At 72.9% G+C, this 15,684-nt stretch carries 14 protein-coding genes; 6 read left to right on the top strand and 8 right to left on the bottom strand.

Going from position 1 to position 15,684, the window contains the following annotated elements:
- Positions 1 to 309: 309 nt before the first annotated feature.
- The 5 genes from RH94_RS23260 to RH94_RS23280 form a co-directional block, all read right to left on the bottom strand.
- Positions 310 to 684, bottom strand: coding sequence for a roadblock/LC7 domain-containing protein (locus RH94_RS23260; RefSeq protein ID WP_073949583.1), 375 nt, complete (start codon positions 682 to 684; stop codon positions 310 to 312).
- A gap of 19 nt (positions 685 to 703) precedes the next feature.
- Positions 704 to 1,207 (bottom strand): roadblock/LC7 domain-containing protein, encoded by a 504-nt coding sequence (locus RH94_RS23265; RefSeq protein ID WP_073949585.1) that lies wholly within the window; start codon positions 1,205 to 1,207, stop codon positions 704 to 706.
- A 13-nt stretch (positions 1,208 to 1,220) separates the two neighbouring features.
- Positions 1,221 to 2,054: a MarR family transcriptional regulator gene (locus RH94_RS23270; protein WP_073949587.1), complete on the bottom strand. Its 834-nt coding sequence runs from the start codon at positions 2,052 to 2,054 to the stop codon at positions 1,221 to 1,223.
- The gene (locus tag RH94_RS23275; protein WP_073949589.1) at positions 2,051 to 2,443 is read right to left on the bottom strand and encodes a hypothetical protein; all 393 of its coding nucleotides are present in this window, start codon (positions 2,441 to 2,443) and stop codon (positions 2,051 to 2,053) included. Before RH94_RS23275 ends, RH94_RS23270 begins: the two co-directional genes overlap by 4 nt.
- 170 nt (positions 2,444 to 2,613) lie before the next feature.
- On the bottom strand, positions 2,614 to 4,002 hold the full coding sequence (locus tag RH94_RS23280) for a type III PLP-dependent enzyme domain-containing protein (RefSeq protein ID WP_073949684.1): 1,389 nt from the start codon (positions 4,000 to 4,002) through the stop codon (positions 2,614 to 2,616).
- Between the two features lie 187 nt (positions 4,003 to 4,189).
- Here RH94_RS23280 and hutU point away from each other — a divergent pair, with 187 nt between their 5' ends.
- From hutU to hutI, 4 genes are read left to right on the top strand one after another with little or no spacing between them, the layout of a single operon-like run.
- Complete coding sequence (gene hutU, locus RH94_RS23285; RefSeq protein WP_073949591.1) at positions 4,190 to 5,908, top strand: urocanate hydratase; 1,719 nt, start codon at positions 4,190 to 4,192, stop codon at positions 5,906 to 5,908.
- Positions 5,905 to 7,170: an allantoate amidohydrolase gene (locus RH94_RS23290; RefSeq protein ID WP_073949592.1), complete on the top strand. Its 1,266-nt coding sequence runs from the start codon at positions 5,905 to 5,907 to the stop codon at positions 7,168 to 7,170. Before hutU ends, RH94_RS23290 begins: the two co-directional genes overlap by 4 nt.
- Complete coding sequence (locus RH94_RS23295) at positions 7,167 to 8,513, top strand: formimidoylglutamate deiminase (protein ID WP_073949593.1); 1,347 nt, start codon at positions 7,167 to 7,169, stop codon at positions 8,511 to 8,513. Before RH94_RS23290 ends, RH94_RS23295 begins: the two co-directional genes overlap by 4 nt.
- 26 nt (positions 8,514 to 8,539) lie before the next feature.
- Positions 8,540 to 9,712 carry an imidazolonepropionase gene (gene hutI / locus RH94_RS23300; RefSeq protein ID WP_073949594.1) on the top strand — a complete coding sequence of 391 codons (1,173 nt, stop codon included), beginning with the start codon at positions 8,540 to 8,542 and terminating at the stop codon, positions 9,710 to 9,712.
- Here the strand turns inward: hutI and RH94_RS23305 are convergent, their stop codons facing one another.
- Both RH94_RS23305 and RH94_RS23310 read right to left on the bottom strand, forming a co-directional pair.
- The gene (locus tag RH94_RS23305) at positions 9,713 to 11,272 is read right to left on the bottom strand and encodes an RICIN domain-containing protein (RefSeq protein ID WP_073949595.1); all 1,560 of its coding nucleotides are present in this window, start codon (positions 11,270 to 11,272) and stop codon (positions 9,713 to 9,715) included.
- Positions 11,273 to 11,522: 250 nt separating this feature from the next.
- Positions 11,523 to 12,464, bottom strand: coding sequence for an RNA polymerase sigma factor SigF (locus RH94_RS23310; protein WP_073949596.1), 942 nt, complete (start codon positions 12,462 to 12,464; stop codon positions 11,523 to 11,525).
- A 237-nt stretch (positions 12,465 to 12,701) separates the two neighbouring features.
- Here RH94_RS23310 and RH94_RS23315 point away from each other — a divergent pair, with 237 nt between their 5' ends.
- Both RH94_RS23315 and RH94_RS23320 read left to right on the top strand, forming a co-directional pair.
- Positions 12,702 to 13,079 carry an STAS domain-containing protein gene (locus RH94_RS23315; RefSeq protein ID WP_073949597.1) on the top strand — a complete coding sequence of 126 codons (378 nt, stop codon included), beginning with the start codon at positions 12,702 to 12,704 and terminating at the stop codon, positions 13,077 to 13,079.
- A gap of 258 nt (positions 13,080 to 13,337) precedes the next feature.
- Positions 13,338 to 13,886 carry an ATP-binding protein gene (locus RH94_RS23320; RefSeq protein WP_073949598.1) on the top strand — a complete coding sequence of 183 codons (549 nt, stop codon included), beginning with the start codon at positions 13,338 to 13,340 and terminating at the stop codon, positions 13,884 to 13,886.
- Between the two features lie 153 nt (positions 13,887 to 14,039).
- Here the strand turns inward: RH94_RS23320 and RH94_RS23325 are convergent, their stop codons facing one another.
- On the bottom strand, positions 14,040 to 15,578 hold the full coding sequence (locus RH94_RS23325) for a peptide MFS transporter (RefSeq protein ID WP_073949599.1): 1,539 nt from the start codon (positions 15,576 to 15,578) through the stop codon (positions 14,040 to 14,042).
- Positions 15,579 to 15,684: the final 106 nt, after the last annotated feature.

Below are 15,684 nucleotides of genomic sequence, written 5' to 3' on the forward strand. Positions count from 1 at the left end.
CCTCGCGGCGGGCGACGCGGCCCCGGGCGGAGCGCGCCGCCGCACCGCGGAACCAGTCCGTCCGACGCTGTGACCGCACGGGGTTCGCCGGGCCGGTGGTTGACGCCCTCTCCCGTATGCGGTCGCTCCGCCTTGCCGAGGACGGCTGCGTGAGCCGGGAGGCGTACCAGTCGCACGAGGAGGTCGGCGCGTTCGTCCTCGTGGAGCGCCGGGCAACGCGTGAGAAGTGGGAGGCGTACGACGGGGCGGGCGTCCGCGGCGTGATCCGCCGGGGCACCGGCCCCGTGCCCCGGCGGAAGCGGCCGTTTCTCAGACCTCCAGGTCCTCCTCGATCCTCTTCAGCTGGTGGCGGGCCATCGCCAGGTTGGCCCGCTTGGCGTCGAGGACGAGGTAGAGGAACAGGCCGTTGCCGCCGCGCCCGCTGATCAGGCGGATCAGGTGGTACTGGTCGGACAGGGTGATCAGGATGTCCTCGATCTGCCCCTTGAGGCCGAGGTGTTCCATGGTGCGCATCTTGGCCCGGATGACGTCGGTGTTGCCGGCGGCGGCGACGTTCAGGTCGAAGCTCTTGCTGCCGCCCATCGTGCCCAGCGCCATGCCGCTGGTGTAGTCGACGAGCGCGACGCCGGTCGCGCCCTCGATGGCGGCGAGCGCTTCTTTCAGGCAGGTCTCGGTGTTGGCCATGGCGGGTCTCCTGGTTCTCTCAACTTTCAGTGGTGGTACGCGCGTTGGTAGCGGTGGTGCGTGGTGCGCGCGTGGTTCTGGTCCGTGCGGTGCCGGTCCTGGTGGCCGGTTTCTCGGGCTTCGCGGGCGCCTTGCCGGGGGGCCTGGCCGCCGCTTCGGCGTCGACCAGTTCCCCGATGCGGGCGCCGGCCCTGCGGCCCTCCAGGTGGAGGCGGCCGACGTTGACGCGGTCCTGGGCGAGCAGGGTCAGCACCGCGGCGCTGCCCGCCGCGTAGGTCGCGACATAGCCGTGGACGCCCCGCACGAGCAGTTCGCGCAGGTCGCCCTGGCCGGTGACGTCCGCCATGCGCACGGCCACGCCGAGCGCGGCCGCGGTGAGTGCCGCCACGCTCTCCGGCTCCACGCCCGGGGTGTCGTGGGCCAGTACGAGGCCGTCGACACTCGCGGCGAGGGCGCCGGTGAGCTGGGGTACGCGGGCTCTCAACCGGCGTAGTTCGTCCAGGATTTCCGGCTCGGCTGCCATCCGGTGTCTCCTCTCAAAGGGCCTCCAGCGCATCCCTGAGCCTCTTCAGCAGCGTGATGTGGGGATCGGTGGTGTACGCCAACTGCTCGGCGAACGTGGGTGCCGGCCCGCCGTCGGCCGGCCCGGGCGCGTTCCGCGGCGCGACGAGTCCGGCGGCCGCCAGGCGCCGTACGTCCACCAGGGTGTGGAACGCCTGCCGGCCCAGCTCCCGGGCCAGGTCGGTGGCCGTGCGGGTGCCGTCGATCCGCTCCAGGAGCGCGTGCTGGCGGGGCGTGAGCTTCGGCGCGGCGATGGCGTACGTCGGTACCAGCGGGGCGCTGTCCGGCGCGGTGTCGGGCCAGATGCGCCGCAGCAGCTCGCGCCGGCGCAGGGTCTCGCGCTCCAGGACGGCCACAGGGACCGACAGGACGGGGCCGAGCCGGTGGGCGATGCCGTAGCGGAAGCGGCCCGGTGTGCTGCTCGGGGCGAGCGCGAAGTAGGCGGCGTCGTACAGCGCGCCCAGATGGCACAGTTCCAGGGCGCCCTCGGTCAGATGGCCGCCGTCCAGCAGCAGACGGGCCGCGCCGTGCCGGTCGTCGGCCCGGTCCACGGCGTCCCGCCACACCTCGGCCTCCAGCGTGCCGTGGGCGGTCAGCAGCAGGTCCAGGCCGGGAGTCAGGGGGCTCTCGGCGTGCACCACGCGGCCCTCGGCCAGGTAGAGCGTGCCGCGTTCGCGGATCAGGACGCCGGTGGCCTGTTCGGCGGCGAGCCGGGTCAGCATCGGTGAGACGCCGCCCCAGGCCCGCTCGGCGGCGGCCGGCTTGCCGCGCACCGGCAGCCGGGGCGGCGGGGTGTCGACCACGGTCATCCCAGCACCAGCCGCTCGGCCATCTCGCCCAGGCGTATGCGGGCCAGGGCGAGGTTGCCCTCCGTACGGGTCAGCCACAGGTGCAGGAACACACTGCTGTCGAAGGACGTGTCCACGAAGCGCAGCAGGTGGTAGCTGTCGCGGTTGCTGACGATCAGGTCCTCGACCGGGGGCCGTGCGCCGTCGGGGTCCTCGGCGGAGGCGAACGCCCCGTGCTCGGCGGCCAGCCGGGCCAGTTCGGCGGCCTCCGCCGCCGTGGTCTCGTGGTCGCCGCCCGGGGACTCCCCGACGGTGCCCAGGGCAAGTCCGCTCGTCCAGTCGACCAGCGCGGCGCCTCTCGCACCGGGCAGCCGCATGGCTTCCAGGAGGCACTCGTCGATTCCGGGCACCGCTGTTCCCCTCCCGCCTGGGGTTTCGGCTGAGTGAGGGAGACGCTACGCACGGTGTGGGGCGGCGGCGAGGGTTACGGCATTTTCCGGTGGAACATGCGGTCGAGGGACTAATGTGGGTCGACTGACCCGGGTTTCACACCAGTTGCGCCGGGAACGCTCGGCGTGCCTCAAGCGCGCTCGGGTGCGCGCAGGGCGGTGAGCGCCGACGCGTGCGCCTGCCCCGCCTCCGCCACGATTTCCCGGACCGTCTGCGGCTCGCGCACGGTCGCGAAGGCGATTCCTCCCGAGCCGTCCGGGGCGAAGCCGTGAATCCCGGGCCGGGGAAGGGAGTTGTAGGCGTAGTGGTGCGCGAAGCAGTAGGCGCCGGTGTCCAGCGCCGCCACGTGGTCGCCCGGTTCGAGCGGGGCGAGGGCGCGACCCTCGGCGAGCAGGTCGCCGGCGAAGCAGGCGGGCCCGGCGACGTCCTGCACCACCTCGGGACCCGTCTTGGGCCGCCCCTCCGCGTCGTACGCGGCGAGACGCAGCGGCCACGCCTCCGGCACGTACACCGTGCGCGTCGCGACCTGCACGCCCGCGTGGGTCACGGCGACCGGCCGCCCGCCGGCGCTCTTGGTGTACTCCACCCGGGCCACCACCGTGCCGTGCTTGGCCAGCAGCGACCGTCCGAACTCGGTCACCAGTCCGTACCGCCCGTCGAACAGCCCCGGCACCGTCTCGCCCAGCAGTCGCGCGTACTGCGCGTACGTCGGCGCGGTCGCTTCCGAGCCGAAGTTCACCGGCAGCCCGCCGCCGATGTCGAGGGTGTCGATCTGCCGCCGCCCCACGCGCGCGTTGATCTCCTCGGCGAGTGCGTACGTCTGCGCCACGCCCTGTGCCATCAGGGGGAGCGGGATGCCCTGGGAGCCGGTGTGGGCGTGGAGCCTCGTCAGCCAGGGGCGGTCCAGATACGCCCGTACGACCCACTCGCGCGCGCCCTCGTCGCGCAGCCCCACCCCGAACTTCGAGGTCGCCGTGGCCGTCGACAGCGCCTCGATGGACCCCCCGCCGACCTGCGGGTTCACCCGGATCCCCAGCGGTGAGCGAGGGGTGGCGGGCCCCACGAGGGCGTCGACGCGGGCCAGCTCCTGAGGGCTGTCCGCGTTGACGGCGATGCCCAGCTCCAGCGCCTCGCGCAGCTCGGCCGGGGTCTTGGCCGGGGAGTCGAGGACGGTGCGGGCGGACGGCACCCCGGCCGCCCGCGCCAGCGCCAGCTCGCCCGGGCTCGCCACCTCGGCACCGAGGCCCTCCTCGTGCAGCAGCCGCAGCACGGGCACGAGCGGGGTCGCCTTGACCGCGAAGGCGTGCAGCACCGGTGTCCCCGGCGCCGTCACCGCCTCGAACGCCGCGCGGAGCGCTGCCGCCGACTCCCGGACGCCGGTGACGTCGAGCAGGCCCACAAGAGGGGAGCCGGGCCCGAGCAGCCCCTGGTCCACCGCGGCCCGCACCGCCGCGTCCCGCCGTACGGCCCGCTCGCGGTCCGTGCGGTCCGTGCGGTCCTTGCCGTCCTTGACGTCCATGCCGTCCATGCCGTCGTCCCCCGTCCCCGTCGACCTGTCGCCGCCTGCCGTCACGCGTCCAGCGAAACATCCGGGGTGCGCCCGTGTCGGTACACCGCGACGTATTGACTAGCTCTATTCATCAGGCCAGGATGTGAATAACAGCAGCAACAAATCCGCTGGGAGCAATCCGCTGAGGAGGCAGACCATGTCAGGACCCCGCCCGCCCGTCTCCCTCCACCACCCTCAAACGAGGCCCTACGGGCCGCCCCCTGGTGGCGTACGAGCACCGCGCGGTACGGAACTGAGCGCCCTGGGATGGCAGCAGGAAGCCGCCCTGCGGATGCTCCAGAACAACCTGGACCCCGAGGTCGCCGAACACCCCGACAAGCTCGTCGTCTACGGCGGCACCGGCAAGGCCGCCCGCGACTGGCGCTCCTTCGACGCCATGGTCCGCACGCTGAGGACCCTCAAGGCCGACGAGACCATGCTCGTCCAGTCCGGCCGCCCCGTCGGCGTCATGCAGACCCACGAGTGGGCCCCGCGCGTGCTCCTGGCCAACTCCAACCTCGTCGGCGACTGGGCCAACTGGGAGGAGTTCCGCCGCCTGGAGGCCCTCGGTCTGACCATGTACGGCCAGATGACCGCCGGTTCCTGGATCTACATCGGCACCCAGGGCATCCTCCAGGGCACCTACGAGACCTTCGCCGCCGTCGCCGCGAAGAAGTTCGGCGGCACGCTCGCCGGGACCATCACCCTGACCGCCGGCCTCGGCGGCATGGGCGGCGCCCAGCCGCTCGCCGTCACCATGAACGACGGCGTGGCCATCTGCGTCGACTGCGACCCGCGCGCCATCGAGCGGCGCATCGAGCACCGCTACCTCGATGTGAGGGCCGACTCCCTGGAGCAGGCCCTCCACCTGGCCGTGGAGGCGCGCGACCAGCGCAGGCCCCTGTCCATCGGCGTCCTCGGCAACGCCGCCGAACTCGTCCCGCAGCTGCTCGCGATGAGCGCGCCCATCGACATCGTCACCGACCAGACCTCCGCCCACGACCCGCTGTCGTACCTGCCGCTCGGCGTCGACTTCGAGGACATGGCCGACGCCGCCGCCAAGGACCCGGCCGGCTTCACCACCCGGGCCCGCGAGTCCATGGCCAGGCACGTCGAGGCGATGGTCGGCTTCCTGGACGCCGGCGCCGAGGTCTTCGACTACGGCAACTCCATCCGTGGCGAGGCCCAACTGGCCGGGTACGACCGGGCGTTCGCCTTCCCCGGCTTCGTCCCCGCCTACATCCGGCCGCTGTTCTGCGAGGGCAAGGGCCCGTTCCGCTGGGCCGCGCTGTCGGGTGAGGCGTCCGACATCGCCAGGACCGACAAGGCGATCCTGGAGCTGTTCCCCGAGAACGAGTCCCTGGCCCGCTGGATCAAGATGGCCGGCGAGCGCGTCCACTTCCAGGGCCTGCCCGCGCGCATCTGCTGGCTCGGCTACGGCGAGCGTGACAAGGCGGGCGAACGGTTCAACGACATGGTCGCGAGCGGTGAGCTGCGGGCGCCGGTCGTGATCGGCCGCGACCACCTCGACTGCGGATCCGTCGCCTCCCCCTACCGGGAGACCGAGGCCATGCTCGACGGCTCCGACGCGATCGCCGACTGGCCGCTGCTGAACGCCATGGTCAACGTGGCGTCGGGGGCGTCGTGGGTGTCCGTCCACCACGGCGGCGGTGTCGGCATGGGCCGGTCGATCCACGCCGGACAGGTGACGGTCGCCGACGGTACGGCGCTGGCCGGCGAGAAGATCCGCCGGGTTCTCACCAACGATCCCGGGATGGGCGTGATCCGGCACGTGGACGCCGGGTACGACCTCGCGGAGTCGGTCGCGGGGGACCGGGGAGTACGGGTGCCCATGCGTGAGGGTGACGACGGATGACCCGGCGTTCCGGTGAGGGCCGCGAGCCCGTGGCGGGCGGCGGCGGTTCCTTCCACGAGATGTGGCGGGACCTCGCTCCCGTCGGGCGGCACGCGGAGTCCGGCGGCTACCGCCGGTTCGCGTGGACGGCCGCCGATGCCGAGTGCCGGGCCTGGTTCGAGGAGCAGGCCCGGGCCCGCGGGCTGGCGTACGAGGTCGACCGCAACGGGAACCAGTGGGCCTGGCTCGGGGACCCCGCTCAGGGCGACGCCGTGGTCACCGGGTCGCACCTCGACTCCGTGCCCGACGGCGGAGCCTTCGACGGGCCCCTGGGCGTCGTGTCCGCCTTTGCTGCCCTCGACGAACTGCGCGGCAGGAACGTGCGGTTCGCCCGGCCGCTCGCCGTCGTCAACTTCGGGGACGAGGAGGGCGCCCGGTTCGGTCTCGCCTGTGTCGGGTCGCGGCTGACCGCCGGGCGGCTCACCGTCGAGCAGGCGCACCGGCTCACCGACGGCGACGGGATCACACTGCCCCGGGCCATGGAGGCCGCCGGGTACGACCCCGACGCCATCGGGCCGGACCCGGAGCGCCTCGCCCGCATCGGGGCCTTCGTCGAACTGCACGTCGAGCAGGGACGCGCCCTCGACCTCACCGGGGACGCCGTCGGTGTGGCCAGTGCGATCTGGCCGCACGGGCGGTGGCGGTTCGACTTCCGGGGCGAGGCCAACCACGCCGGCACCACCCGGCTGGCCGACCGGCGCGACCCGATGCTGTCGTACGCCGAGACGGTGCTCGCCGCCCGGCGCGAGGCCGCGCTCGCCGGTGCCGTCGCCACCTTCGGCAAGATCGCCGCGGAGCCGAACGGCGTCAACGCGATCCCCTCCCTGGTGCGCGGCTGGCTCGACTCCCGCGCCGCCGACCAGCAGACCCTCGACACCGTGGTCACCGGCATCGAGAAGGCGGCCCGCGAGTACGCCGCGGCGCACGGCGTCGACCTGGACGTGGTGCGCGAGTCCTTCACGCCCGTCGTCGAGTTCGACCACGCCCTGCGGGACGAACTCGCCCGCGTCCTGGGCAAGGACACCGGCCTGACGGTGCCCGTCCTCGGCACGGGCGCCGGACACGACGCCGGGATCCTGTCCGGGAGCGTTCCGACCGCCATGCTGTTCGTACGCAACCCCACCGGCGTCTCGCACTCCCCGGCCGAGTCCGCGGCCGAGGACGACTGCGTGGCCGGGGTGCGCGCACTCGCCGACGTACTGGAAGGGCTGGCCCGCAAGTGACGGAGACTCATCCGCGGACGTACTGGCTGGAGCAGGCCTGGCTCGGCACACACGTCGAGCCGGGCGTGGCGCTCGACGTGCGCGGCGGCCGTATCGCGGCCGTCCGCACCGGCGTGCCCGCCCCGCCGTCGGGAGCCGAACCCCTCCGGGGACTCACGGTCCCCGGCCTCGCCAACGCGCACAGCCACGCCTTCCACCGGGCCCTGCGCGGCACCGTCCAGGTCGGCTCCGGCACTTTCTGGACCTGGCGCGAGGTCATGTACGCCACCGCCGGCCGGCTCACCCCGGCGAACTACCACGCGCTGGCCCGCGCGGTGTACGCCGAGATGGCGCTGGCCGGCATCACGGCCGTCGGTGAGTTCCACTACGTCCACCACGCGCCGGGCGGCTCCCGGTACGCCGACCCGAACGCGATGGGCGAGGCCCTGATCGAGGCCGCCGCCGAGGCCGGCATCCGCATCACCCTCCTCGACACCTGCTATCTGTCCTCCGGCTTCGGACAGCCGCCCGACACCCACCAGCTCCGGTTCTCCGACGGAACGGCCGAGGCCTGGGCCGAACGCTGTTCAGTTCTCAAAGAGCGGGATCACGCACGGATCGGCGCCGCCGTGCACTCCGTACGGGCCGTGCCCGCGCGGGAGCTGGCGACGGTGGTGCGGTGGGCCGAGGAGCGGCGGGCCCCGCTCCATGTGCACCTGTCGGAGCAGGCCGCCGAGAACGACGCCTGCCGGGCCGCCCACGGGTGCACCCCCACCCGGCTGCTGGCCGACCACGGCGTCCTCGGCCCGCGCACGACCGGCGTGCACAACACCCACCTCACCGACGAGGACATCGCCCTCATCGGCCGCTCCGGCACCGGCACCTGCATGTGCCCGACCACCGAGCGGGACCTGGCCGACGGCATCGGACCCGCCCCGGCCCTGCAGCGCGCCGGCTCCCCGCTGTCCCTCGGCTCCGACAGCCACGCCGTCGTCGACCTGCTCGAAGAGGCCCGCGCGATGGAACTGAACGAGCGGCTGCGCAGCCGCACCCGCGGACACTGGACGGCCGCTGCCCTGCTGCGGGCCGCCACCGCCGACGGGCACGCGGCCCTCGGCTGGCCCGACGCGGGCAGCCTCACCGCCGGCGCCCTCGCCGACTTCACGACGATCGCGCTGGACTCGGTCAGAACAGCGGGGACCCTGCCCAGGCTCGGCGCCGAGACGGCCGTATTCGCCGCGACGGCAGCGGACGTACGCCATACGGTCGTGGGCGGCCGCCATGTCGTGCGGGACGGCGCCCACACCCTCGTACCCGATGTGCCGTCAGCGCTGGCGGACGCCGTCGAAGCCCTGCGCGGCTGAATCCCACCGTCGACGCCGAGGACACCATGAGCAGCACCGTCATCACCAACATCGCCACGCTGGTCACCAACGATCCCTCCCTCGGACGGGGGTCCCCTCTCGGACTGGTCCGGGACGCGGCCGTCGTCATCGACGGCGACCGCATCGCGTGGACCGGTGAATCCAGGAAAGCACCCGCCACTGACAACCGGGTCGACGCCGGCGGCCGGACGGTGATCCCGGGCTTCGTCGACTCCCACTCCCACCTGGTCTTCGCGGGCGACCGCACCGAGGAGTTCAACGCCCGTATGTCCGGCCGGGCCTACAGCGCGGGCGGCATCCGCACCACGGTCGCCGCCACCCGCGCCGCCACCGACGCGGAACTGGAGGCCAACCTCACCCGTTATCTCGCCGAGGCCCTGCGCCAGGGCACGACCACGTTCGAGACGAAGTCCGGGTACGGGCTGACCGTCGCCGACGAGGCCCGCGCCCTGCGCATCGCCGCCCGCCACACCGAGGAGGTCACCTACCTCGGCGCGCACATCGTCTCCCCCGACCACGCCGAGGACCCGGCGGCGTACGTCGAACTGGTCACCGGCGAGATGCTCGAGGCCTGCGCTCCGTACGCCCGCTGGATCGACGTGTTCTGCGAGAAGGGCGCCTTCGACGGCGACCAGGCCCGCGCGATCCTCACCGCGGGCAGGGCCCGGGGCCTTCACCCGCGCGTCCACGCCAACCAGCTCACCCACGGCCCCGGCGTCCAGCTCGCCGTCGAGCTCGACGCGGCCAGCGCCGACCACTGCACCCACCTGACGGACGCGGACGTCGACGCCCTGGCCGGCGGCAACACGGTCGCCACGCTGCTGCCCGGCGCCGAGTTCTCCACCCGCGCCCAGTGGCCGGACGCCCGGCGCCTGCTGGACGCCGGGGTCACGGTCGCGCTGTCCACCGACTGCAACCCGGGCTCGTCCTTCACGTCCTCGGTGCCGTTCTGCATCGCGCTCGCCGTGCGGGACATGGGCATGACCCCCGACGAGGCGGTCTGGGCGGCGACGGCCGGTGGCGCGAAGGCCCTGCGCCGCGACGACGTGGGCCGGCTGGCCCCCGGGGCCCGTGCCGACCTCGCCGTCCTCGATGCGCCCAGCCATGTCCACCTGGCCTACCGCCCGGGCGTCCCCCTGGTCGCCCAGGTCTGGCGGAAGGGCGTGCGCGAGGTCTGATCAGGCGTTCCCCGCACGCCACCGCTGTGTCGTGCCCCCGGTCAGCGGGGTGAGGGAGAGGTAACCGTCGGCGTTCGGGGTGAGGCCGGTCGCGAGGGCGACGGCCGGGCGGATCACGCCGTCCGGGTCGACGGTGAACGTCAGGTTCCGGCCGTTCCTGCCCTCCACCGAGGAGCACTTCCAGACGCCGACACCCTTCTCCACGGAGCCGCGGCTGTCGAGGCAGAAGTCGGGGTCCGCCGCAGACTGCAGCACCCCGCGGTAGGAGTCGACGCGCCAGCGCTGGGTGGCCGCGGACCCGCACGGGGCGGTGACGACGTCCGTGCCGTTGTCGAAGTCACCGGCCACGTCCAGGCAGCGGCCCGTGGCGACGTTCACCACCTGTGCCCAGGCCGCGCCCGGCGGATACGTGGGCGTGGGCCTGGGCTCGGGGGTGGGCGTCGGCTTCGGAGGCGCCGTCCTCGAGGGGCTCGGCGTCGGTTCGGGCGAGGGAGGCCGGGAGGCCGCGGAGGGGGAGGGCGACGGCGGCGTCGCCGACACGGTCGTGGTCACCGTCACCTCCACCGGCGGCGCGGGCGTGGTCGCCGCGCCCGCCGCGCGCTGGTCCCGGGGGCCGCCGCCCGAGGTGACCAGGAACAGCAGCAGCGGTGCGAGGGCCACGCCGAGCGCTGCCGAGGCCAGCACGTAGCGGCGGGAGGGCGGCCGGGCGGCGGCCCGCGCGCGGGTGTCCGGGCGCGGTTCGGCCGGCCGCCGGGTGACATGGGCGGTGCCGCCCCAGGGGAGCAGGCCCTCGGCCAGCGCGGTGCGCGGGTGGTCGCGCAGGGCGGACTGCTCCTCGAAGGCGGCGGTGCAGTGGCCGCAGTGCGCCATGTGGGTGTGCAGGTCGGAGCTGGGGCGGGGGTGGTCGGGCCGTACCGCCTCCTCGATGAGGCGGCGGAAGTCGCCGCAGCGCGGGTCGTCGGAGGCGGCGAGGCGGGACCGCAGGGAGGCCCGGGCCATCGCCTTGAGCGCCTGCGGGAGGCCGTACGCCACGTCCTGGCGGCCGACGCCGAGGAACGTGGCGGTCCGGTCCGCGGGCTCCTGCTCCACGGCCCCGTACCAGAGCAGGCCCTGGGTACGGGCCGGCAGTGACCGGAAGGCGGCGAGCAGCGGCGGTACGGGGCCCTCGGGGCCGGCCGTGTTCAGGACCAGCAGGAGCCCGGCGTCCACGCCGCCGGACCGCTCGTCGCGCGCCCAGGCGGCGGCCAGCCGGGTGGTCAGCAGCAGCAGGTGCAGCCGGACCGGGACGCCGGGGTCCACGCCGCGTGCCGTCTCACGGACGGCGAGGGTGAACGCCTGTGCGGCGATCTGCCGTGCGGTCGGCTCGCTCGTGGTGCACTGGCGGGCGTAGGCGAGGACGGAGGGGAGGTGACGGGCGCGCAGTTCCCGCAGCGCCGGATAGACGGTCGGTGTGTCGGCGCCCAGCAGCCCGGTGAGCCGCGCGTCGGACATGCCCTCGTGCGGTCCGCCGCCCGCGTCCCCGGTCTCGACGCCGTTGTCGGTACCGCCGGCCCGAGCCATGCACCCGCCTCCTCGCACCCCGGCGTCCGTCTCGGCGCCGTCGCCGGACTCCTGACGTACCGGCCAGTTCGGGGGTGACCATAGTGGTGCAAGGGAGCCCGGGGTGAAAGACGTTTCCCTGGGTAACCGGCGGGGCGCCGACGGCGGCCCCGGGCGAGGGGGAGGAACGGACCCGGGTGAGGGGAGGCATCCGGAACGCGGTCCGCCCGGCGCCGCTTCCGGCACCGGACGGAGACGTCCTGTCGTCCCGTCACTCCTCGAGCGTCAGCCCCTTGCGCAGCCGGCCGAGTGTGCGCGACAGCAGTCGCGAGACGTGCATCTGCGAGATGCCGAGCTCCTCGCCGATCTCCGACTGGGTCATGTTGGCCACGAACCGCAGGGACAGGATCTTCCGGTCCCGGAAGGGCAGTTCGGCGATCAGCGGCTTCAACGACTCCACGTACTCGATGCCTTCGAGCTCGTGGTCCTCGTAACCGATGCGGTCCGCCAGGGCGCCCTCGGAGTCGTCCTCCTCGGGCTGCGCGTCCAGCGAGGAGGCGGTGTACGCGTTCGAGGCGGCCATGCCCTCGACCACCTCGTCCCGGGACAGGCCGAGGTGCTCGGCGAGCTCGGTCACCGTGGGGGCGCGGTCGAGCCGCTGGGCCAGTTCGTCACCGGCCTTGGCGAGGTCCAGGCGCAGCTCCTGCAGCCGGCGCGGGACGCGCACGGACCACGAGGTGTCGCGGAAGAAGCGCTTGATCTCGCCGATGATGGTTGGCATCGCGAACGTGGGGAACTCGACGCCCCGGGAGAGTTCGAAGCGGTCGATCGCCTTGATCAGGCCGATGGTGCCGACCTGGATGATGTCCTCCATCGGCTCGCTGCGGGAGCGGAAGCGGGAGGCGGCGAACTTGACCAGCGCGAGGTTGAGTTCGACGAGCGTGTTGCGGACGTACGAGTATGCGTGGGTGCCTTCCTCGAGGTGCTCCAGTCGCTCGAAGAGGGTCTTGGACAGGGCCCGGGCGTCGTCCGGGGCCACCTCGTCGTACGGGGGGATGTCCGGAAGTCCGGACAGCGGGGCCAGTGCGGCCTGATCGGCCCGCTCGGCGCGTCCGTCGTGAAACGCGATGGGATCCGGATGCTCCGTCGGGGGCGCCGACGTCGCCCTCTGGGTATGCGATGCGTCGAGCCGGGGTGACATGATGTCCTCCATCGTTCTCGGCATATGGCTGCCGAAGCCAGTGCGTGCACTGCGGTGTGCGGCGCCTCCAAAGCCGGCCGTGTCGGGTACGGGTCCCTACTAGCCCTACCCGCTTTCCCAACACTGCCGCAAGTGCGTTATGTGGGGGTATGTCCGTTTGTGTGCGGTTGTCGGGTGTCGAAGTGGTGACGGAAGCAGTAGTGTTCGAGGGCGTCAGCAGCAGCCAAGACTCCGGGAGAGAGAGACGGCATGGACCGCGGGACGGTCGGCAGCGCACAGTCGGGCCGGCTTCTGGTGGAGGTGCGGCAGGAGGGTTCCAGTGCCGTCGTGACTCCGGCGGGTGAGCTGGATCACCACACGGCCGATCTGCTGCGCGAGCCGCTCGAGGAGTGCCTCGCCAGGGGGCGCTCGCGGCTGGTGGTGGACTGTTCGCGCCTGGAGTTCTGCGACTCCACGGGGCTGAACGTGCTGCTGGGCGCGCGGCTGAAGGCGGAGGCGGCCGGAGGTGGTGTGCATCTCGCCGGGATGTTGCCGGTGGTGGCTCGGGTGTTCGAGATCACGGGGGCCGACGCGGTCTTCAGCGTGCACGACACGCTCGAGGACGCCCTGGCCGACGAGACCGGCTGAGCCGGCCGCCGGATCGTCGACGTGTCCTTTCCGGGCTCCCGCGGCCGGCACGCACCGGGCGGCACTCTCCCCGAGTCGAAAACGGGGGTGTTCCACCGGAGCGGTCGGGCAGGAGACATGCTGAGTGGATCGGCCGCCGCCCGTGCGGGAGCCGGTGACCGGGGTTCCGGCGTGTGCAGGGACGTACCGACCGTGTACGTGCGAAGTGACTGGTGACTTTTGAATCGTGAACTGGTGAATCGGTGAGGTGAAGCGCTGATGAGCACCACCCGGCCTTACTCGCCGGGCGACCGCGGCCCGGAGCCCAGCGGCGCTTCCGGGGCGTCCGGGGGGAGCGTGCCGGCGGGAGGGGCGTCCCCAGGGGGTGCGACGGCCGTGCCGGCGGTCCCGTCGGGGGGTCGCCAGGTCCGCAGGCTGAGCTTCGACGGCCAGAGCGGCGTCGTGCCGCTCGCCCGCGACTTCACCCGTCAGGCGTTGTACGCGTGGGGCTGGCTGCCCGCCGCGACCGCCGACCAGCGGGCCGCCGCCGAGGACGTGCTCCTCGTCGTCTCCGAGCTGGTCACCAACGCCTGTCTGCACGCCGAGGGCCCCGACCAGCTGGAGATCACCTGCGACAACAAGGTGATCCGCGTCGAGGTCTCCGACCGCGGCACCGGCCAGCCCGCCCCGCGCACCCCGCACCGCGCCGGCCGCCCCGGCGGCCACGGCATGTTCATCGTCCAGCGGCTGTGCCTGGACTGGGGGGTCGTACGCAGCCCGGGAACCACGGGCAAGAGAGTGTGGGCCGAGCTGGGGGCGCCGGCCTGAACCGGCCGGGGGCGTCGGGGCTCCTTCCACCGCGCGTTCCGACGGAACGTACGCCGTCGGCCGGGAACCCCGCCGGCACCGCCGGTACGCCGAAGGGCCACCGCACCCGAGGATGCGGTGGCCCTTCGGCGTACCGGCGGTGCCGGCCAGGTCTCAGTGCACGTCGCCCATCAGGGCCTTGACCTTCCGGCGGTACATGTAGACCGCGAAGCCGGCGAAGGCGGCGAGGGCGGCCTCCACGGCGACCGCTCCCGTGCCGCTGAGGTCGACCCCGGCCACGGCGGGGTTGGACAGCAGACCGGTGACGGAGTCGCCCGCGGTGACCGCGAGGAACCACACGCCCATCATCTGGCTGGCGTACTTCGCCGGGGCCATCTTGGTCGTCACCGACAGGCCGACCGGGGAGAGGCACAGCTCACCGACCGTCTGGATCAGGTAGATGCCCACCAGCCACATCGGGCTGACCAGCGCGTCGCCCTCGGTCATGCCCAGCGGCAGCAGGAAGAAGAAGAACGAGACGCCGACGAAGAACAGGGCGGCCGCGAACTTCGCGACGGTGCTCGGCTCCTTGCCCTTGCGGTTCAGCCACAGCCAGAACCAGGCGAAGACCGGGGCCAGGGCCATGATGAACACCGGGTTCAGCGACTGGTACCAGGAGGACGGGAAGTCGAAGCCCAGCAGCGAGCCGGAGGTCCTGGTCTCACCGAACGCCTGGACCGTGGAACCGCCCTGGTCGTAGATCATCCAGAAGACGGCGGCCGCGACGAAGAACCAGATGTAGCCGGTCATCCTGGACTGCTCGACGTCCGACAGCTCCTTGTCCCGCTTGATGCGCAGCAGGACGCCGGCCGGGATGACCAGACCGATCACGGTGAGCGGGATCATCGCCCAGTTCAGGGTGAAGTGGCCGGTGAAGCCGACGATGCCGTAGAAGATGGCGGCGACGGCGAGCCAGGTCAGGCCCTTGCGCAGCCAGGAGGCGCGCTCCGCGGTGTCCAGCGGCTTGGGCACGACGTTGCTCTGCGGGTTCAGGTGCCGGGTGCCGATGAGGAAGGCCGCGAGGCCGATCGCCATGCCCACGGCGGCGAGGCCGAAGCCCAGGTGCCAGCTGACCTGCTGGCCGACGGTGCCGATGATCAGGGGCGCGAAGAAGGCACCCATGTTGATGCCCATGTAGAAGATCGTGAAGCCACCGTCGCGGCGCGGGTCGTCCGGGCCGTCGTAGAGGTGGCCGACCATGGTGGAGATGTTGGCCTTCAGCAGGCCGGAGCCGAGCGCGACCAGCGCCAGACCGGCGAAGAAGGGCGCCTGCCCGCCGGGCAGCGCCAGCACCGCGTGACCCGCCATGATCGTCACGGCGGCGATCGTCACCGTCCTGCGGGGGCCCCAGACGCGGTCGCCCAGCCATCCGCCGGGCATGGCGAGCAGGTACACCATCGACAGGTAGACGGAGTAGATCGCGGTGGTGGTGGCCAGATCCATGCCGAGCCCGCCGCCCATGCTCCCCTTCTTGGCGTCGGGGCCGCCGGAGAGCAGGTAGACGACGAGAAGGGCGCGCATGCCGTAGAAGCTGAAGCGCTCCCACATCTCGGTCATGAAGAGGGTGGCCAGGCCGCGGGGGTGGCCGAAGAAGGTCTTCTCGGAACCGGGGGTGCCCGGGTGGACCGAGTCCTTCGTCAGGCTTGACGCCATGGTCGTTCCTTGCTGGTCGGGACGCGTTCCTATCGGCGGACACGCGCCCGGTGGGGGGCGGCCGGCACCGGCGGGGCCGAGGTCCACCCCACGCCCAGGGGAGCCC

It is taken from the genome of Streptomyces kebangsaanensis (genome assembly GCF_001906585.1).
Lineage (GTDB): Bacteria > Actinomycetota > Actinomycetes > Streptomycetales > Streptomycetaceae > Streptomyces > Streptomyces kebangsaanensis.